The following is a 20,088-nucleotide window of genomic DNA, read 5'->3' as shown; positions in this document are numbered from 1 at the left end:
TCGTTCGCCCCCTAATCCGATTCCTTCAGTTGTTCAACTAATGCAAGTTTCGCTTCTTTCGTAGAAGCCTCATCCTCAATCGCATCCGCCAATTGTTTTAACACAATTTGACGTTGTTGAAACTTTTCGAATAAATTTAGTTTTTCTTCATATTCTTCAAGCATCGCCTCAGTACGGCGAATATTATCGTAAACAGCCTGACGCGAAATGTTATAACTTTCGGCAATTTCTCCTAACGAGTGATCGTCCAAGTAATACAGTTCCATATAGCTACGCTGTTTATCAGTTAATAACGCTTGATAAAAGTCGAAGAGAAAGTTCATGCGTGTTGTTTTTTCAAGTAGCATTTTTATCTCTCCAATCATAATTTGTCTATCTTATCATAATCTTGTGAGCAGTTACTGTCAAGGCAATCCCCTTGTCCGTAGGGATAACCTTTTTCTTTCAATATAAAAAAAGCAATTCGTAAAAATTATACGAATTGCTTTTGGAATATAATTGTTATTCTTCTGCTTTTTCCAGTTCTTTTTCCAGTCCTTCGGCAAATAAACCATAGACATAACGTTCTGCATCAAACGGCTGCAGGTCGTCCATTTTTTCACCAAGTCCTACAAATTTAACAGGGATGTGCAGTTTGTTGCGGATCGCCAATACGATACCGCCTTTTGCAGTACCATCCAGTTTTGTTAAAACGATACCTGTTACATTCGTTACCTCTTTGAACATTTGAGCCTGAACAAGCGCATTTTGGCCTGTTGTCGCATCCAATGCAAGGAGTACTTCATGCGGTGCATCCGGAATTTCACGCGAAATTACACGATGCACTTTTTCAAGTTCGTTCATTAAGTTAACTTTATTTTGCAGACGGCCGGCAGTATCGCAGATTAAAATATCGACACCACGTTTTTTTGCTGCACGAATCGCATCATACATTACCGCTGCAGGGTCGGAACCTTCTGACTGTGCGATAACTTCTACACCGACACGGTCGCCCCATACTTGCAGCTGCTCAATGGCACCGGCACGGAATGTGTCTCCCGCTGCCAGCATCACAGATTTCCCTTCTGATTTTAAACGGTGTGCCAATTTACCGATTGTCGTAGTCTTTCCGACACCATTAACACCAACGAATAAAATAACCGTTAAATCACCGCTCTGCTGAATATTTAACTCTGTTAAATTTTCTTCACCAGATTCATAAATTTCAACAAGCTTTTCGGAAATGATCGCCTGAATTCCGTTCGTATCTTTAATGTTTTGGCGCTGTACTTCAAAACGTAATTTATCCATTAATTCCATTACTGTTTCAAAGCCGACATCCGCTTGCAGCAGAACATCTTCCAGCTCTTCAAAGAAATCTTCATCTACTTTACGATAACGTGCAACTAAATCGTTTACTTTAGAAGTGAAAGAATTACGTGTTTTTTCCAATCCCGCTTTAAACTTCTGAGTGATCGACCAGGCAGACTGCTTTTGAGGTTGCTCCTCTACTTCTGTGTCCGATTGATTTGCAGTCTCTTCTTCAACAGGCTCCACTTCAGCAATTTCCGGCTGTTCAATTATTTCGTCTTGCTCTTTTTCGGCAATTTGTTCAGTTTTGGATTTTTCTTCCTCTACCGTTTCAATTAATTGATTTTCTTCTTGTACTTCTTGTTCTTGTTCATCAAGCGGTAACAGATCCGCCTGTTGCTCTTGTTGCTCTTGCAGTTCTTTTTGTTCACTGTTACCTGCCAGTTTTTCTTTCAGTCGCTTAAAAAAACTCATCTTCCGCCACTCCCTTGCGCTACTAATTCAGCATGTTCTTCCAGTTTTACCGATACAAGTTTCGATACACCCGACTCTTGCATTGTAATACCGTACAGAACATCTGCCCCTTCCATCGTGCCTTTACGGTGCGTAATGACGATGAATTGAGTATGCTCACTAAATTTACGTAAATATTCACTATAACGCACAACATTCGATTCATCCAATGCTGCCTCAACCTCATCCAAAATACAGAATGGAACAGGTCGTGTATTTAAAATCGCAAACAATAAAGCAATAGCTGTTAATGCACGTTCACCGCCCGAAAGCAGGCTTAAGCTTTGCAGTTTTTTCCCTGGCGGCTGGGCAATAATTTCAATGCCTGTCTCTAACATATTAGTAGGATCCAACAGCACCAGGTCAGCCGTACCGCCGCCAAACAGCTCTCTGAATGAAATGACGAACTGTTTACGAATCTGCTTAAATGTTTCACTGAATCGCTCTGTCATTTCTTCATCCATCTCGCCGATTGCTTTGTGCAGCGTATCTTTTGCAGCGACCAAATCTTCCCGTTGTTCACTTAAGAATGTATAGCGCTCCTGAACACGCTCATATTCCTCAATCGAAGTCAAATTGACCGGACCAAGTTCTTCAATCGATTGCTTCAGCAGCTTCACTTTCCGACGGACTTGTTCTTCGTCTTCAATGCTGATTGCTTCTTCTTGGGCAGATAGAACATCAAGTTCATACTGCTCGAGTAATTGCTCTTGCAAACTATTCATTTCAAATTCGATTCTGCTGCATTTCAGCTCCAGTGCACGCAATGCATCAACATAGCTTTTGTGTACTCGCTGTATTTCCTGCAGGTGAATTTCATTTTCCGTAACTTGATCATGCAAAGTTGAACGCATTGTACGGTTCTTTTGAATAATCTCTGTCAGTGCGTCTTTTTTCTCCGTCCATTCGACAATTGTTTGGGCTAATTCTTCTGCTGAAGGTCCATTTAAGCCATCTTCAGATTCTACCCAGTCGATTTCCCGGGAAATTTTTTCGACATTTCCCTGTGCTTTAGACAAATTAAGTTCTATTCCTGCAATCGATGCCTGTACTTGCGTTAATTGTTCTTGAGCAACAGCGAGTTCAGATCTCTTTTGTGCTAACTGTTCACGCAACACATCTTTTTGCGTTTCACTCTGAGCCTTAGCAAGTGTCAGTTCATCAACCGTTTGCTGTATTTCCTGTAATTCTTTACTTAACTCAGTCAATCGCGATTGTGCAGCTGACTGCTGTTCATTTAAAGACTCTTTACGTGTCGATAATGAAGTTTGCTCCGATTGCGTAATCGTTACCGTCGTCTGTAAGTTCTTCACGATCATATCGAGTTCCATAAGCTTCGAACGGTGAATTTGCTCTTGCTCACGCAATGATTCACCTTGCAGCTTCAACTCTTCCAATGAATGTCGCAATGTTGCAATCTGTTCTTTTTTCGTCGCTACCGTTTGCTCAGCAGATTGGATTGTTGATTCCATATCGGCCAATGTCGTAACGAGCTTATCAAGTTCCGCTTTACGCGAGAACAATGAACTTTGCTGCTTTACGGCACCACCTGTTAAGGAACCGCCAGCATTTACGATATCCCCTTCAAGTGTAACAACGCGGTACTTAAAGCCGCATAAACGGGCAATTTGACTCGCGCCTTCCAAAGAAGATGCAACTAATACATTGCCTAAAAGGTTTTCTATAATTGTCGTATTTTCCTGTGCATAATTCACTAGTTCATAAGCCAGCGCAACATAGGCAGGATGTGATTGAATATCGCTCAGTTGCTGTGCATGGATTTTTCGTGAACGCATAACTGTTTTCGGTAAAAATGTTGCACGACCTGCACGTTTTTGCTTCAACCAGCCAATCGCTTTTTGGGCATGCTGTTCATTTTCTGTCACAATATGCTGTGAAGCTGCACCTAATGCTGTTTCAATTGCCTGAGAGTATTTCGCCTCAACTTGAATCAGCTCGGCTACCGCACCTTCTATCCCTTGCAGTTCTTTACGGTCCCGCGCTAAAAGAACTTCCTTAACACCATGGAAGAAGCCTGAAAAATCAGCTTCAAGTTCAGCCAATGTTTCTTTACGTGCCTTTAATTGCTGATGATGCTGATAAGCTTTATACAATAACGCTTGTTTTTCATCCAAATCGGCAGTTGCCGATTTCAACTGAACCTGCATAACATCAAAATGACTAAGCTGTTCTTTTACCGACAGTTCTGCCTGTTCAAGCGCACGTTCTGTCACTTCTTTTGCAATGAGTGCTTCAGTCAGTTCTTTTTGGATTTCAGAAGAACGACCTGACATTCGCTCTACAGATGCCTGTTCCTGCGAAAGTTGCTGATCAATATGCTTTAATTCATTTTTTACTGTCGCTTCTTCGTTAAGTAAGTTAATGTACGTATTTTTCGCATCTTCAATTTCCTGCTCGATTTCTGAAGCAGAACGTGTTAAAGCTTGCTCAACCTGTTTTAATGCCGAACGGATTTCGGTAACGATTTTTTGCTTTTCTGTAAACTGACCGCGTTTTTCACGCTCAGCCTCCAGCAATTCTTTTACCATATTGGAAGCTTCCGTTAAGCTTTCACGCAGTTGCTGAATTTGTTTTTCGGCATTTGAACGCTTTTCGTTAAAGAGTGCTTTTCGGCCTTCCCAGCGTTCTACTTCCGCACTTGCCTCAACAAGCTGTTCTTGAGAACTGTCCAGCACTTCGTCGATAGCTTTTAACTCTGTACGCATTTTGCGCAATTGTTGTTCAACTGTCGCAATTTCAGCTGCATGTTCTTTTTCGGTTGCTGTTAATTTCCGCTGCTCTTCAGTATAGCCTTGCAATACTTTCCCGTTCGCACGGATATCATGAACCATTAATGCTATATCAAAATCTTTCAGTTCTTCCGTCATTCGCACATAATCTTTCGCGCTCGACGCCTGAATTTTCAATGGTTCCAGACGCTGATCGATTTCATGCAAAATATCGAGAACCCGATTTAGGTTTTCATCTGTTTCTACAAGTTTGTGCTCTGCTTTTTTCTTGCGCTGCTTATATTTTAAAACACCTGCAGCCTCTTCAAAAATACTGCGGCGGTCATCTGGACGGCTGTTTAGAATTTCATCAACCCGTCCTTGTGAAATAATGGAAAAGGCTTCTTTCCCAAGACCCGAATCCATAAACAAGTCTGTAATATCTTTTAGACGGCATTGCTGGTTATTCAGTAAATATTCACTTTCACCTGAGCGATAAACCCGTCTTGTCACACTTACCTCTGTATAAGGTATTGCTACTTGCTCATCTGTATTATCTAAAACGAGTGTAACTTCCGCAAAGTTCAGTGCTCTTCTCGATTCACTTCCTGCAAAAATAACGTCTTCCATTTTGGCTCCGCGCAGACTTTTGGCAGACTGCTCTCCTAAAACCCACCGAATTGCATCTGTTACATTACTTTTCCCACTACCATTTGGTCCTACTACTGCAGTAACACCAGGTACAAAATCAATCCCGATACGTTCGGCAAATGATTTAAAGCCTACTACTTCGAGTCTTTTAAGGAACATGTTATTCCTCCTCTTGCTTTGACTGCTTAAGCATCAGCATGGCACTTTGTGCTGCTTGCTGCTCAGCCTCTTTCTTTGATTTTCCACGGCCAACACCTAACTCCTGGCTGTTTAACAATACGCGTGAAACGAATGTACGATTATGCGCTGGTCCTTTTTCATCAACAATCTCATAATGTAAAAGGCCGTTGTTTGTTTGTTGAATAATTTCTTGTAATTGACTTTTAAAATCCATCACATGCGAAAAAGCACCGACTTCAACTTTAGGGAATACGACACGTTCTAAAAATGCGACAACTACTTCCAGACCTTGATCTAAATAAAGAGCTCCGACAAATGATTCAAATACGTCAGCAAGCAATGCCGGACGTTCACGACCACCTGTTAATTCTTCACCTTTACCTAATAAAACAAATTGCCCGAAGTTCAGTTCATTCGCAAAAACAACTAGTGATGGCTCACAAACGATTGATGCACGTAATTTCGTAAGTTCCCCTTCGCTCATATGCGGAAATTTTTCAAATAAATATTTTGATACAGATAACTCTAAAACTGCGTCCCCTAAAAATTCTAATCGCTCGTTGTCCGTAAATAATTTGCGGCGATGCTCATTCACATAAGATGAATGTGTAAATGCTTGATATAATAAATCTTTATTCTGGAAATGAATGTTCATTTCGTTTTCTAAAACTTCAAATTGTGATTTTACTTTTTCAGGGAGTACACCGGGTTTCTGGTTGTTCCCTTTTTTTCTATAGGTCATGTACTTTCTGCCTTCCTTCTAGTTTCTATCGTTTAGTTTACCTTGTTCTATAGCAATGTGCAAAGGGTATCAGTCAAATTCCTATCAAATTTCGTTTTATTTGTTCACTCCGCTAGAAACTCCTATTTAACGCAATTTTCAGACGTAAAAAAGGCTGTACAAAAGTCGTTTTGACCTCGTACAGCCTTATGTTTTATAAATGAATTAGCTAATTTTGCTTTCGATGTATGAAATTGCATTACCAACTGTTGCAATTTTTTCTGCATCTTCATCAGAAATTTCCATATCGAACTCATCTTCAAGTTCCATTACTAACTCAACAACATCTAATGAATCTGCACCTAAATCCTCACGGAATGATGCTTCTAATTTCACTTCGCTTTCGTCAACGCCTAAACGGTCAACGACTACTTTTGAAACACGCTCAAATACTGTAGACAAATCAGTCACCTCCCCTCAAGAATTCTAACCCTGTTAATTTCCGTTACGGGCACGTCTGTATGACTCGGCCCTTCACTCCAATCAACTAGAGTTTTTATATTTCAATCATATTAAGCCATTACCATGCCGCCGTCTATTTGCAGTGTTTGGCCTGTAATGTAATTAGAACTGTCTGATGCGAAAAATACGACAGCTTTGGCGATATCTTCCGGTTGACCCAATTTAGCCAACGGAATTTGTTTAAGCATACCTTCTTTCAAATCTTCCGGTAAGCCTTCTGTCATTTCCGTTGTAATAAAGCCTGGAGCAAGAGCGTTGACTAAAATATTACGTGAAGCAAGCTCCTGCGCAGTTGTCTTCGTTAAACCGATGACACCCGCTTTTGCCGCTACATAGTTTGCCTGTCCGGCATTACCTGCAACTCCGACGATCGAAGAAATATTAATGATGCGACCTGCACGCTGCTTCATCATTTGTCGCGTTACAGCTTTTGTACAAAGGAACACGCCTTTTAAATTCGTATTGATGACATCATCCCATTCGTCATCTTTCATACGCATTAACAAATTGTCGCGCGTGATGCCCGCATTGTTCACTAAAATATCAATCGAACCGTACGTATCAAGTGCCGATTTCATTAAATTCTGTACAGAATCCGCGTCTGCTACATTCGCCTGAACAGCAATCGCTTCGCCGCCATTTGCTTTAATTTCTTCTACTACTTCCTGTGCCTTTTGCTCGCTCCCGCTGTAATTGACAACGACTTTTGCACCTTCACTTGCCAATTGTAATGCGATTGCGCGACCAATGCCACGAGATGCCCCTGTTACAACTGCACATTTCCCTGTTAAACCCATTGTTTCCACTCCTTTGATGCCTCAACAACTTGTGTTAAACTCGCCTCATCATATACACAGTAAGTTTGTACATTGCGGTCGATTTTTTTCACTAAGCCTGATAATACTTTTCCAGGTCCGCATTCGATAAAGACTGTTACCCCTTCAGCAATAAGCTTTTCAATGTTTTGCTGCCATTGTACAGAGCTTGTTACTTGGGCAACCATTTCTTCTTTAATTGCTTCCACCGTTGTTAAAAGCTCTGAAGTTACATTGCTCACTACCGGAATTTTTGGTTCCTGCAATGGTAAATTTTCTACTGTATCTTTTAAATTATGTGCCGCTTTCTGCATTAATGAACTATGGAAAGGACCGCTCACGACTAATGGTAAAGCTCGTTTTGCTCCCGCTTCCTTCGCTCTTATACATGCCTCGTCAACACCTAGTTTCGTCCCTGAAATCACAATTTGGCCCGGACAGTTGAAGTTCGCCACTTGAACGACTTCTCCTTCAGCGGATACTTGTTGGCAAATGGCGTCCAGCTTTTCTCCATCTAACGCCAATATAGCTGCCATTGCTCCTTGACCTGCAGGTACTGCCTCGTCCATAAATACACCCCGTCTATGAACTGTTTGAACTGCATCTTCAAAATCAATTACTCCTGAAATGACAAATGCACTGTATTCTCCTAATGAATGTCCCGCAGTATATTGCGGTGCAATACCGGCTTCAATCAGCTTGTTTGCGATCATCACCCCTGATGTCAATAAAGCTGGCTGAGCATGGTATGTCAGTGTTAATGTTTCTTGCGGACCGTTCAGCATATAGTCCGACAGTGGAAGGTTCAACACTTCGTTTGCTCGTTCATAATACTGTTTGCTTACTTCATCATTCGCAACAAACTCCGCACCCATCCCTACAGTTTGTGAACCTTGTCCTGGAAAAATAAAAGCAACTTTTGTCATTTGATAATCCCCTTTGTGAAAAAGCTTATTCTGGCTTTGGCAATTGCTCAATTTTTTTAGTAATTGTTTCGCATACTTTATGCTCTACCATAATTGTCGCTTGACGAATTGCACTGTAAATCGCACGTGCATTCGAAGAGCCATGCGCCTTAATAACAGGTGCTTTCAGGCCGAATAAAGCCGCACCACCGTATTCTGTATAATCCATTTTATCTTTTAACTGCTTCAAGTCGTTTTTCACTAATGCAGCAGCAATCTTTGTTTTTGTTGTAGCAAATAATGCATCCTTCAACATTTTGAAAACCGTGCCTGCTGTACCTTCGATTGTTTTCAGCACCATATTGCCTGTAAACCCATCCGTTACGACAACATCTGCGACCCCATTCAGTAATTCGCGTGCTTCCACATTACCTTCAAAGTTGAAATCCGCTTCTTTCATTAATGTGAATGCCGATTTAGTTAACTCATTACCTTTTTTATCTTCCGTTCCGATATTTAATAGTCCAATACGTGGTGATTTTTGACCGCGTACTTGCTTCACATAAATATCACCCATGATTGCGTACTGTAATAAGTTTTCAGGTTTTGCATCTGCATTCGCCCCTAAATCAAGCATTAGGAAGCCGTCACCATTCATCGTAGGTAATGTTGTTGCTAATGCAGGACGTGCGACCCCATCAATACGTCCTACTTTGAAAAGTCCGCCTGCCATTAAAGCACCTGTATTCCCAGCCGATAAACAAGCGTCCGCTTTTCCTTCAGCAACTGCATCCAGCATACGTGCCATTGAAGAATCTTTTTTACGGCGTACTGCGCGTGCCGGATCATCTTCTCCCTCTACAACTTCACTGCAATGAACAACCGTCAGGCGATCATGGTTCTTTAAGTAAGGCGCCATTTTCTGTTCATCGCCATACAGATCAATTGTTAATTTCGGAAAATCTTCAAGCGCCATGAAGACACCTTCCACGATTGCTTTTGGTGCGTTATCTCCGCCCATACCATCTACTGCTATTTTCATGTTGTTTCTTCACCTTTCATCCGATACATTTCAAACTCTCCTTTGAAAACTAGTTCATTATCAACAGAAGAAGTTACTTCGATAAATGTACGGTTTTTATCAGGGTTTTTCCCTTTTACAACGGCCTTCGTTACGACACGATTACCTGCTCGAACCGGTTTCACGAAAGCTACATTTGATTTTACAGTAAGGGCAAGCTCATCATCAATTACTGCAACCGCCAAAGAATTGGCCTGTGCAAATAGATGGTGACCGCGCGCTATGCCATTGCGCTGGAAAACATGCTCTTCTCCAACATCAAATATTGAAATTGCCCGGTTATCCAGCTCTATATCAATAATTTCACCGATGACTTCATCGAGTGGCAACGATTTTACTTCATCATATTTTTTAGCAGCAACATCTTTAATACGTTCACGCAATTCCGGAATAGCGAGTTCCATGCGATCCAATCGGATTGTTTGAACGCTCACATTAAATTCAGCTGCTAATTGTTCATCTGTCACGAAAGGATTGTCTGCGATCTGCTCAGTCAATAACGACTGTCGCTCTTTTTTGGAACGCTTCATCGTATTTGTTACCTACCTTTAATTTTCTAAAAGATTAGTATTAGCACTTGGTACTAATATCAATATACATGTATAAAAAAAAGAACGCAACAACTTTTTGTCGCGTTCTTGAAATCTTATGCTTCAAGGCTTAGCTGCCACAGCACCCCGAACTTGTCTTTCACCTGACCGTAGCACTTGCTCCAAAAGGTCTCCTGTAACTCCATTACGACCTTTCCGCCTTCTTTTAAACCATCGAAGATATATCGGATTTCCTGCTCATCTTTTGACGTATAGGCAATGCTAATATTGTCCCCTACCGTCACTTGCGGAGAACCCGGATACGTATCAGAAAACATCATTTGACCTTCCTGCAATTCAATTTGCGCATTCATGACCAGATCTTTTGCTTCTGGTGGAATAGGGTTCTCGGGGTTTGGCGGTAATTCTCCGAATGTTGAAATCGTTACACTTTTGGCATTAAACAGTTCTGCATATAACACCACTGCTTCTTTTGCTTGTCCATTTAGTACGAAATACGGATACATATTTCCCATCTTATAACCTCTTTTCAGCATTTTTAAATAGCTTAATTAGTTTTCCACCAATTCCAGGTTCTAATCGTTTAATCGATTCGTTCTCCTTGCAGAACGCCGGAAGCCGTTAAATCCTCCCGTAAAAATTCATATTCCGGATCTTGCCAAAATGCTTCATCATAGAGCATTTTTTCGGCATCCTGTCTTGCTGTTTCAAGTGCCCGGTAATCATGGACAAGGTCGGCCAATTTAAATTCCGGCAACCCGCTTTGTCGCTTGCCGAAGAAGTCCCCTGAGCCGCGCAATTCCAAATCTTTTTCAGCCAGGCGGAAACCGTCATTCGTCTCGGTCATACTCATCATACGTTCTTTTCCTTCATCTGTTTTCGGGTCGGCAATCAGTACACAATAAGATTGATGTTCTCCCCGGCCAACACGTCCGCGCAGCTGGTGAAGCTGAGCTAAACCAAAACGCTCGGCATCATAAATTGTCATAAACGTTGCGTTCGGTACGTTTACCCCAACCTCGACAACAGTTGTCGATACAAGTACATGAATTTCCCCATCACTGAATGCCCGCATAACCGCATCTTTTTCGTCCGAATGCAATCGACCGTGCATCAGGCCGATTTCAAAACGGTTGCCGAAATATGCCTTTAATTGTTCATAAGCTTCCACTGCATTTTGTACATCGAGTTTATCGGACTCTTCGATTAACGGAGCAATGACATAGGCTTGGCGGCCTGCTTCAAGTTCTTGGGTCATGCGCATCAGCACACTGTTCAGCTGCTCTTTTTTCAGCCAATGCGTTTCAATTTCTTTCCTTCCTGCAGGCAATTCATCAATAATCGAAACATCCATCTCACCAAAGGCTGTAATGGCTAATGTACGAGGAATAGGTGTCGCCGTCATGAACAGTACATCCGGATTTTCACCTTTTTCACGCAGTACACGACGCTGTTCTACACCAAACCGGTGTTGCTCATCCGTAATGACAAAGCCTAACTTCTTGAATTCGACATCTGGCTGGATAAGTGCATGTGTCCCAATGAGAATATCGATTTCCCCTGCTACAAGCTGTGCTAACAATTCGCGACGTGCCTTTGTTTTTGTGGAGCCCGACAATAAAGCGATCTTAACTCCGATCGGATCAAACCACATATGCAAGTTTTCAGCATGCTGCTCGGCTAAAATTTCTGTCGGAGCCATTAAAGCCCCTTGATAACCAGCCGTAACAGCGGCATATAGACCGATTGCCGCAACAACAGTCTTCCCTGATCCAACATCCCCTTGAAGTAGACGATTCATACGTTGCGGCAGCAGTAAATCTTTGCATATTTCATTGACAACCCGCTTTTGGGCCCCTGTTAATTCATACGGCAGAGTTGCAATAAATTCCTTTAATTTTTCCAGGTCAAAGCGGACGGAAATCCCTTTTTCATTTTCCTTATTCGCTTTTCTCAATGCTTGAATACGCAGCTGGAACTGCAGTAATTCCTCATAAACGAAGCGGCGGCGCGCCTGTTTTGCATGGTCTGCACTTTGCGGGAAATGTACCCCTTCGAGCGCTTCTTGAATATTGACCAACTGGTAGTTTTCACGCAGATAGTGCGGCAATGTTTCAGGTAATTGATCCTTCACGGTATCCAATGCTTGGCGCATATATTTACGGAAGCGCTTTTGCTGAATATTCCCTTTTAAGCTGTAGACAGGCTCAAAATCAACTTGTTCTGTTTTCGGTCCGAACGTCACGGACGAACCGACAATCACTTGGCGACCGCGATCCCATTTCCCGGTAACCGTAATGATGCCGCCAGTTGAAATTTTTTGCCGTAAATAATTTTGATTGAAAAACACAACTTTAATTAAATGTCTTCCTGCAAGAGCCGTAAATTGCAGTCGTGACTTGTTTTTCCCTAAAAACAATACGGTCGGTTCACTTTCGACACGTGCTTCAATCGTCACACGCTCATTATGCGGTGTTTCAGTCAAATCTTTTAATCGAAAATCTTCATGGCGGTATGGAAATGTCCAAATCAAGTCATGGATTGTCTCGATGCCAATTTTCATTAAATTTTCGGCTGTTTCTTTTCCGATTCCCTTTAATTGTGAAACTGGCTCATGAATCATTGTTGACACTTCCTTCCTTTACGAGTTTTAATAATTTAACAATATCATAAAATGGGTGCATACGTTCCCTCGTAAACTAAAAAAAGCCAAGGCAAACCCAAAAATAACATTTTTCTCTATGAGAAAAATGTTATTTTTTCGCTGTGCGTAAAAATTGATTTCCATTCCGGGGACGCTTTCCGGGAGCGTGAGGCCAACACGATGTTGGTCACAAAAGCGTTGCCACAGGACGTGGCGTTCTTAGCTTTTGTTCCTAGTCTCAGGCGTCACGCTATTCCCCCAGGAGTCGCCCCTCCATTCCAATCAATTTTATAAATTATCCGTTTCTTAATACGGATTTTCACCTTGTTCTATGAAATTTCTACTTCTGCCCGCCCGATTTTTGAATATCTCATTAGATTAATTAGTTACTGCCTACACGTGATTTTAGCAGGCTTTTCAGGTCTCCGCCTTCAAAGATTGCATGGGTAATGGCTTTGCCCGTTGGTGTTGCAGCCAAACCGCCACGTGCTGTTTCTTTCAAGTTCGGGCTCATTGCCTGACCGATTCGGTACATTGCGCCGATTACCTCATCACATGGAATACGGCTTGTCACACCTGCTAAAGCCATATCCGCTGCGACTAATGAATTGGATGCACCCATTGCATTCCGTTTAACACAAGGTACTTCAACTAAGCCTGCAACAGGGTCACATACTAATCCGAGCATATTTTTCAGCGTGATGGCAAATGCTTCCGAACTTTGCTGTGCTGTTCCGCCAGCCATTTCCACAATCGCAGCAGCGGCCATTGCCGATGCACTGCCGACTTCCGCCTGGCAGCCGCCTTCAGCACCTGAAATAGAAGCATTGTTCGCCACGATAAATCCGAATGCTCCGGACGTGAATAAATAGCGAATCATTTGTTCACGTGTCGGATTTAATTTATTTTGAACGGCAAACAATGTCCCCGGAACTACTCCTGCTGAACCAGCAGTTGGTGTCGCACAAATTGTACCCATTGCCGCATTCACTTCGTTTGTTGCAACCGCCTTGCTGACAGCATCAAGTAAAAGGTCTCCGGCTAATGTGTTGCCTTTTTTAATATAATTTTGAATAAGTACAGCATCGCCACCCGTTAAGCCTGTTACGGATTGTACACCTTTTAAGCCGCGCTCGACCGCTTCTTCCATAATCGTTAAGTTACGGTCCATCTGTGTAAAAATTTCTTCACGCGAGCGACCTGTAATTAACATTTCCTGCTCAATCATCAATTCGGAAATCAGCTTTCCTTCTCTTTCAGCTAACTCCACCAGTTCACGAACACTGCGGAATAAAACATCCATATTTGCCACCCCTTAGTTATTAATTTTCGATACTTTCGTAATATGCGGAATGTATGAAATTTGCTCTAACAGACGCTGATCAATGTTTTGATCGACTTCAATTACCATTAAAGCGGTTAAACCACGTTCAATACGCGATACTTCCATATGTCCAATATTAACATCATGCATGGCTAAACAATTCGCCACGTTTGCAATACAGCCTGCACGGTCATCATGCACAACTAAAATTGCAGGCATACCGCCTGTCAGACGCAGCTTGAATCCGTTCACTTCACTAATTTCAATTTTACCGCCGCCGATTGAAATACCTTCAACGCTCATTTCCGATTCGTCATCGCCCATCAATATCCGCGCAGTATTTGGATGTTCTTTATTAGCTGTTTCCGGAATGAATTCAAATTGCAAGCCTGCTTTTTCTGCTTCGGCAAAAGAAGTTTTAATACGTTCATCATCTGTATCGTAATCTAGTAAGCCACCGATAATTGCCACATCTGTTCCATGGCCGCGGTATGTTTCGGCAAAAGAACCGTATAAATAAATTTTCGCCCATTTTGGCTGGCGTCCAAACAAGTCGCGTGCAACACGTCCAATTCGTGCTGCCCCTGCTGTATGTGAAGAGGATGGACCAATCATAACAGGTCCAATAATATCAAAAACCGATGTAAACTTCATAAAGTTGTCCCCCCATATTCTTTCATACTTTCATTTACTCCTAGTGTACTCATTTTCTCTGCAATTAACAAACTTCTTGTTGTAAAAACAGAATAATAACCAAATTGAGGATGATCCTCCATAACTTTACGCAGACGTGTAAGTAGTAAGAGGATAAAGTAATGGAAATATTCCCCCTGAACTAACTTTATACAGGAAAACCGACTGAATACAAGGGAAATATACAGCCTTCCGATTCAACCTTTTTCACTCTATTCAAACGTAATGAAAGCAGTGCATACATGAATGTACACACTGCTTTCACTATTGATTTTATTCTACAGATAAAATGAACGGATACAGGGATTGCTTACCTTCAACAATTTCCACTTCAGCATCCGGGTAATTTTCTTCGATAAAGTTTTGTAATTCATCGGCTTGTTCTTCTGTCGCATCTTCACCATAAATGATTGTGATGATTTCTGAATCTTCATCCATTAACCCATCAAGCACTTTTTTCGCTGCATCCATCATTTCAGGAGTCGATAAAATAATTTTACCTTCAGCCAATGCCATATAATCATCTTTGCGAATTTCAACACCGTCGATCGATGTATCACGTACTGCAAATGTTACTTGACCAGTCTTCACATGTTCAAAGCCTTGTGTCATGTTTGCTTTATTCGTTTCAACCGATTCAGCAGGATTGAATGCTAAAATAGCTGCCATTCCTTGAGGGATCGTTTTTGTCGGCACAACCGCTGCTTCAATTTCCAGAAGTTCAGCCGCTTGCTCTGCAGCCATAATGATATTTTTATTGTTCGGTAAAATCAGTACTCGCTCTGCACCAATTTCTTTAACCGCTTTTACGATATCTTCTGTAGAAGGGTTCATCGTCTGTCCGCCTTCAATTACATAAGAAGCACCGATTGAGCGTAGCAGATTGGATACACCTTCACCCATTGCAATCGTTACAATCGCATAAGGCACTTTTGCTTTTTGCTGTTTTGCAGGTGCTTGTGGTGTATCGTTAACAATCGCAGAATGCTGTTCACGCATATTGTCTACTTTAATTTTAATTAAGCTACCATATTTTTGACCCGCTGCAAGTACGGCACCTGGAGTTTCCGAGTGTATATGTACTTTTGCAATTTCATCGTCCGAGATAACTAATAATGAGTCACCCATCGGATTCAGTTCTTGGCGGAACTGCTCTTCGTCAAATGGTGATTTATCTTCCTCGAAGCGCACCATGATTTCGGTACAGTAACCAAATTCAATGTCAGATGTGTCCATGAAGTCTTGTACACGGTGATGTTCTGCATTAATTAAATCATCCAGTGAAGATTCATTTTTTTCCGGTAGTGGCTCGCCTTTCATAGAAGCAAGGAATCCTTCGTATACGAACAGCAATCCTTGGCCGCCGCTATCAACAACACCCACTTCTTTTAATACAGGTAAAAGATCCGGCGTACGGTTTAATGATTGTTTTGCTTCCTCGATGAATGCTTCCATAAGAACGATCATATCTTCTTCTGTTTCAGCAACTTCCACACCTTTTGCTGCGGCTTCACGAGCAACCGTTAGGATTGTCCCTTCCACTGGTTTCATAACGGCTTTATAGGCAGTATCTACACCAGCCTGGAATGCATTCGCTAAGCCTTTCGCATCGATTTCAGCTTCTTTTTCAATCGCTTTACCGAACCCGCGGAATAACTGTGATAAAATTACACCTGAATTTCCGCGTGCACCCATTAGTAAGCCTTTTGATAACGCCTGAGCTGTTTTACCGATATGTGCACTTACATTGGCTTCTGTTTCATCTGCACCAGATGTCATTGATAAATTCATATTTGTCCCCGTATCACCATCCGGCACAGGGAATACATTTAGCGAATCTACATAAGCTGCATTTTGGTATAGGTGATGTGCACCCATTTGTACCATTTCAGCAAATTTAATTCCGTCTAAAGACTTCATTCGATTCATTTCCTCCTCTTACACATTCGCAACACGAACGCCTTGAACAAAAATATTAACTGATTTAACGCTCATACCTAATGTTTTATTTACTGTATATTTTACTTTGGATTGTACTTGATAAGCGATTTCAGAAATTTTCGTACCATAGCTTACAATAATGTACATATCAATATGTAAGTCATCACCTTCTTGGCGAATGAGCACACCTTTTGCGAAATTCTCTTTTCGTAAAATATCTGTTAAACCATCACGAATTTGATGTTTTGATGCCATGCCTACAATGCCATAGCATTCAATCGCTGCTCCACCAGCAATTTGAGCAATAACATCATTGGATATATCAATATGACCGAATTCGTTATTTAATTCTACTGACATAGTGAATGCCCCCTTGGCTCTATTTGACTAATTTATATTGTACTACACAAAAGTCGATTATAAAAGAAAACGTTCATCTACGTCTAGCCTGAAGTCGTTTTTTAAAATTTCTCTTAATTAAACTGCTCTTTATTTTTAATCAGAACAACATCATACTATAATAATTTTTTAGTACAATCTAATTAGAGTATTTGACTATTTCCGGTTGTTATACAAAGAAGCATTCATGAGATGAATCACGGTGTTTTATTTCGTAAAAAATTCGATATGATTATGCAAAATCGAGATTTTCGCCGGAAGTTGGCTCATTAAATCACCGTCAACATTCAGCGGAAGTGCTTCATTCGCGTTAATATGCATTTCATGTGCATTGAATTTAATAATATTGTCATCGTCCTTATAATTGCCTGTCAGCAGGTTTTTAGCTGTGCCTACCACTTGCAGCGTGTTCGTACTTTTAATAATAAATCCGTGCAGGAGACCGTCAGATTTATCGGCTTCTTCATTCATGTGACGGAAGCTTCCGACTGAATCGGTCAAAACACATATGAAGAGCATCATATCTTCTTTATACGTTTTTCCGTCTGCTTTTACTTCCATTTCATAAGTGTCATTTTGTATAGCCGCTTTTACACCTTCAAATAGGTAAGCGAGCGAACCAAGCGACGTTTTTTGTTCCATCGTCACATCGCCGACCGCTTCTGCCAATAATCCGATTGCAATGACATTCGTGAAGTAATAATCATTCACTTTCCCGATATCTGCTTTTGTTGTTTTCCCGCCGAGTAACGCAATCGCCTCATCCGGATCAAGCGAAATATCCAACGCACGGGCAAAATCATTGACCGTCCCCAATGGAATGATCCCTACAACAGGGCGGTGGGGCTGTTCTGCGATGCCGTTGATCCCTTCATTTACCGTACCGTCTCCCCCGACTAAAATAACCGCATCATATTTCTCGTCGCATGCCATTTTAGCAAAACGGGTTGCATCCTTTTCACCTGTAGTTTCTTTTACGACAACTTCATAATTATGTAATTGTGCGATAATTTTCTTTTCGTAGTCACTTGCCTTTTCTTTTCCTGAAGTAGGATTGATGATGACCATACATTTTTTCATAATTGCTTCCTCCTAAGTAATTCGTTTATAGTGTACATTACCTTTTCCAGGAAGTTTTTAATCCCGAATAAGCAAAATGGGGTGTAAAGGTTTTTTTCTTGAAAGGTTATGCAAAATGTCTTGCACTCATTGCCTCTGTATGTTAAATTATTATGGTATGTGAAATAACGAACTGAAATAAAGATTTCAGATTCAGCTGTAAGGAGGAATTTTACAATGCCAAAACAATGCGTAATTACTGGCCGTAAAGCTCGTACAGGCAACAACCGTTCACACGCTATGAACGCTAACAAACGTACTTGGGGTGCTAACCTTCAAAAAGTTCGTATCTTAGTTGACGGTAAGCCAAAACGTGTATGGGTTTCTGCTCGTGCTTTAAAATCAGGTAAAATCGAGCGCGTATAATCGCGTATAGAGTATCAGCAATTGCTGATACTCTATTTTTTTTTGCAAATAATAAAAAATGCACTAAAGCGCCCGGTCAAGGTTCCCCACTTTTGCACGGAGGGACTGAAATGTCCAAGGAGCTGGCGCTTTAGCCTGGACGCGAACAAATACTTATTTCCAATTTATCCATATGCAATTGGATATACTTTCCTGAATAACAAAAAAATACAGCCCATAATCGCTATGAGCTGTAGCCAGGATCTTTATTTTTCTTTTTTATCTCTACGAAACAACTTCACGCAGCCTCTTGCCACACCGCTTAACCACTTAGGCATTTGGAATGTATATACTTTCAGCGTTGTTCCTCCTTAATCTTTACTCTTTATCATTAAACATATGCCTTCCTCAAATGAAATAGACCCTGTACCTATTATTTCATTGCTTGTGAAACGCGTTGTTCCCTGCTCAATCACTTCATCTGTCGTTTCATATTTAACCCCTCGCAATGTTACGTTCTGAAGCGTCTTTCCATAGGCAAAAAACGAAACATAGGTATGATGATCTTCTGTCAGCATATGTGTACCCGGCAGTAAAAATTGAATGATATTATGAGAATTCATGATTTTAAAAGTAATTTTAGGATACTGCTGCTGCATAAGGAAAACAGACCTTAACGAAGCTTCGTAATGATCTAAGCGTCCGCCTGTAACACCGGTCAAATAGACTTCCTGCGGTTCATATGTAAGTGCCTTCAGCAAGGCTAGGTCTGTATCCGTCTCGTCTTTTTCAGCCTGAAACTGTTCCACATGGTCTACTGCTTCGGAAATCCGCGCAAATTCCTCCGCTGTAATAGAATCAAAATCGCCGACAATGCTATGTGGCCGTATCCCTTTGTCCACTAAATACAATGCACCCCGGTCGACTCCAATCCATAAATCAGGTGTTAAAGAAAAGGCGACCTCATGTACGGGGCCGCCTGAGCAGATTGCAACAATCATTGAATTGCCGCTAATCCTGCTTGTTTAATTTCCTGTAAAGCCTGGGCGCGATTTTCTTTACTGTAAATAGCTGAACCCGCAACAAACACCGTTGCCCCCGCTTTTGCACAAGGTACGATTGTTTCAGCGTTAATACCGCCATCAATTTCGATTTCGATATTCAGGCCACGTTCTTTAATGATTTTCGATAGTGCTTCTACTTTCGGCACAACGGATTCAATGAACTTTTGTCCGCCAAAGCCTGGGTTAACCGTCATAAACAGCACCATATCAACATCTTCCAAAACATGCTGAATCGTTTCAATCGGCGTATGCGGATTTAATACAACACCCGGTTTAACACCAAATGAACGGATCAGCTGGATTGTACGATGCAAATGTCGGCATGCTTCAACATGTACCGTAATGTAGTCTGCTCCCGCTTTCGCAAATTGTTCAATATACTGATCAGGATTTTCAATCATTAAATGTACGTCCATCGGTAATGTAGAAAGGGGACGAATTGCTTCTAATGCAATCGCACCAAATGAAATATTCGGAACGAAATGGCCGTCCATTACGTCGATATGGATCAATTCTGCTCCTGCTGCTTCTACTTCTTTTACCTCTTGTCCCAGCTTTGCAAAGTCTGCTGCTAAAATTGATGGTGCAATTTTAATCATGT

At 41.4% G+C, this 20,088-nt stretch carries 19 protein-coding genes; 1 reads left to right on the top strand and 18 read right to left on the bottom strand.

Features of this window, described 5'->3' with window-relative positions; translation table 11 throughout:
- Positions 1-11 precede the first annotated feature (11 nt).
- The 16 genes from MKY27_RS04605 to MKY27_RS04530 all read right to left on the bottom strand — a co-directional run bounded on the left by MKY27_RS04605 (position 12) and on the right by MKY27_RS04530 (position 18,039).
- Entirely contained in the window at positions 12-347 is a 336-nt protein-coding gene (locus MKY27_RS04605; protein WP_339175524.1) for a putative DNA-binding protein, read from the bottom strand.
- 154 nt (positions 348-501) lie between these two features.
- A complete protein-coding gene (ftsY, locus tag MKY27_RS04600; RefSeq protein WP_339198110.1) occupies positions 502-1,764 on the bottom strand; it encodes a signal recognition particle-docking protein FtsY in 1,263 nt (420 codons plus the stop codon).
- Positions 1,761-5,342 (bottom strand): chromosome segregation protein SMC, encoded by a 3,582-nt coding sequence (gene smc, locus MKY27_RS04595; protein WP_339198107.1) that lies wholly within the window; start codon positions 5,340-5,342, stop codon positions 1,761-1,763. The genes ftsY and smc overlap by 4 nt, the downstream gene beginning before the upstream one ends.
- A 1-nt stretch (position 5,343) precedes the next feature.
- Positions 5,344-6,105, bottom strand: a complete 762-nt coding sequence (gene rnc / locus MKY27_RS04590) for a ribonuclease III (RefSeq protein ID WP_339198104.1) — start codon at positions 6,103-6,105, stop codon at positions 5,344-5,346.
- Positions 6,106-6,309: 204 nt separating this feature from the next.
- Positions 6,310-6,546, bottom strand: coding sequence for an acyl carrier protein (acpP, locus tag MKY27_RS04585; RefSeq protein ID WP_008403327.1), 237 nt, complete (start codon positions 6,544-6,546; stop codon positions 6,310-6,312).
- Between the two features lie 110 nt (positions 6,547-6,656).
- Positions 6,657-7,403, bottom strand: a complete 747-nt coding sequence (gene fabG, locus MKY27_RS04580) for a 3-oxoacyl-[acyl-carrier-protein] reductase (protein WP_339198101.1) — start codon at positions 7,401-7,403, stop codon at positions 6,657-6,659.
- The gene (fabD, locus tag MKY27_RS04575; protein WP_339198099.1) at positions 7,394-8,347 is read right to left on the bottom strand and encodes an ACP S-malonyltransferase; all 954 of its coding nucleotides are present in this window, start codon (positions 8,345-8,347) and stop codon (positions 7,394-7,396) included. The genes fabG and fabD overlap by 10 nt, the downstream gene beginning before the upstream one ends.
- 25 nt (positions 8,348-8,372) lie before the next feature.
- Positions 8,373-9,368: a phosphate acyltransferase PlsX gene (gene plsX / locus MKY27_RS04570; RefSeq protein ID WP_339175519.1), complete on the bottom strand. Its 996-nt coding sequence runs from the start codon at positions 9,366-9,368 to the stop codon at positions 8,373-8,375.
- A complete protein-coding gene (gene fapR, locus MKY27_RS04565; RefSeq protein WP_339175517.1) occupies positions 9,365-9,937 on the bottom strand; it encodes a transcription factor FapR in 573 nt (190 codons plus the stop codon). The genes plsX and fapR overlap by 4 nt, the downstream gene beginning before the upstream one ends.
- A 116-nt stretch (positions 9,938-10,053) precedes the next feature.
- The gene (locus MKY27_RS04560) at positions 10,054-10,473 is read right to left on the bottom strand and encodes a VOC family protein (protein ID WP_339198097.1); all 420 of its coding nucleotides are present in this window, start codon (positions 10,471-10,473) and stop codon (positions 10,054-10,056) included.
- 68 nt (positions 10,474-10,541) lie between these two features.
- Positions 10,542-12,581 (bottom strand): ATP-dependent DNA helicase RecG, encoded by a 2,040-nt coding sequence (gene recG, locus MKY27_RS04555; protein ID WP_339198094.1) that lies wholly within the window; start codon positions 12,579-12,581, stop codon positions 10,542-10,544.
- Positions 12,582-12,984: 403 nt separating this feature from the next.
- Positions 12,985-13,905, bottom strand: coding sequence for an L-serine ammonia-lyase, iron-sulfur-dependent, subunit alpha (gene sdaAA / locus MKY27_RS04550; protein ID WP_251689411.1), 921 nt, complete (start codon positions 13,903-13,905; stop codon positions 12,985-12,987).
- A gap of 12 nt (positions 13,906-13,917) precedes the next feature.
- Positions 13,918-14,580 (bottom strand): L-serine ammonia-lyase, iron-sulfur-dependent subunit beta, encoded by a 663-nt coding sequence (sdaAB, locus tag MKY27_RS04545; RefSeq protein WP_339175514.1) that lies wholly within the window; start codon positions 14,578-14,580, stop codon positions 13,918-13,920.
- A gap of 312 nt (positions 14,581-14,892) precedes the next feature.
- A complete protein-coding gene (locus MKY27_RS04540; RefSeq protein ID WP_339199634.1) occupies positions 14,893-16,539 on the bottom strand; it encodes a DAK2 domain-containing protein in 1,647 nt (548 codons plus the stop codon).
- A gap of 18 nt (positions 16,540-16,557) precedes the next feature.
- Positions 16,558-16,920: an Asp23/Gls24 family envelope stress response protein gene (locus MKY27_RS04535; protein WP_008403339.1), complete on the bottom strand. Its 363-nt coding sequence runs from the start codon at positions 16,918-16,920 to the stop codon at positions 16,558-16,560.
- A gap of 246 nt (positions 16,921-17,166) precedes the next feature.
- Complete coding sequence (locus tag MKY27_RS04530; protein ID WP_339198091.1) at positions 17,167-18,039, bottom strand: diacylglycerol kinase family protein; 873 nt, start codon at positions 18,037-18,039, stop codon at positions 17,167-17,169.
- 216 nt (positions 18,040-18,255) lie between these two features.
- Here MKY27_RS04530 and rpmB point away from each other — a divergent pair, with 216 nt between their 5' ends.
- Positions 18,256-18,444 (top strand): 50S ribosomal protein L28, encoded by a 189-nt coding sequence (rpmB, locus tag MKY27_RS04525; RefSeq protein WP_004227417.1) that lies wholly within the window; start codon positions 18,256-18,258, stop codon positions 18,442-18,444.
- Positions 18,445-18,794: 350 nt separating this feature from the next.
- Here the strand turns inward: rpmB and MKY27_RS04520 are convergent, their stop codons facing one another.
- Together MKY27_RS04520 and rpe are read right to left on the bottom strand one after the other, a co-directional pair.
- On the bottom strand, positions 18,795-19,424 hold the full coding sequence (locus MKY27_RS04520) for a thiamine diphosphokinase (RefSeq protein WP_339198088.1): 630 nt from the start codon (positions 19,422-19,424) through the stop codon (positions 18,795-18,797).
- Positions 19,421-20,086, bottom strand: coding sequence for a ribulose-phosphate 3-epimerase (gene rpe, locus MKY27_RS04515; RefSeq protein ID WP_339198085.1), 666 nt, complete (start codon positions 20,084-20,086; stop codon positions 19,421-19,423). The genes MKY27_RS04520 and rpe overlap by 4 nt, the downstream gene beginning before the upstream one ends.
- Positions 20,087-20,088 lie beyond the last annotated feature (2 nt).

It is taken from the genome of Solibacillus sp. FSL R5-0449, assembly GCF_037975215.1.
GTDB lineage: Bacteria > Bacillota > Bacilli > Bacillales_A > Planococcaceae > Solibacillus.
Note: the sequence above shows the minus strand (reverse complement) of the source record. Positions and strands in the feature narration are given on the sequence as shown.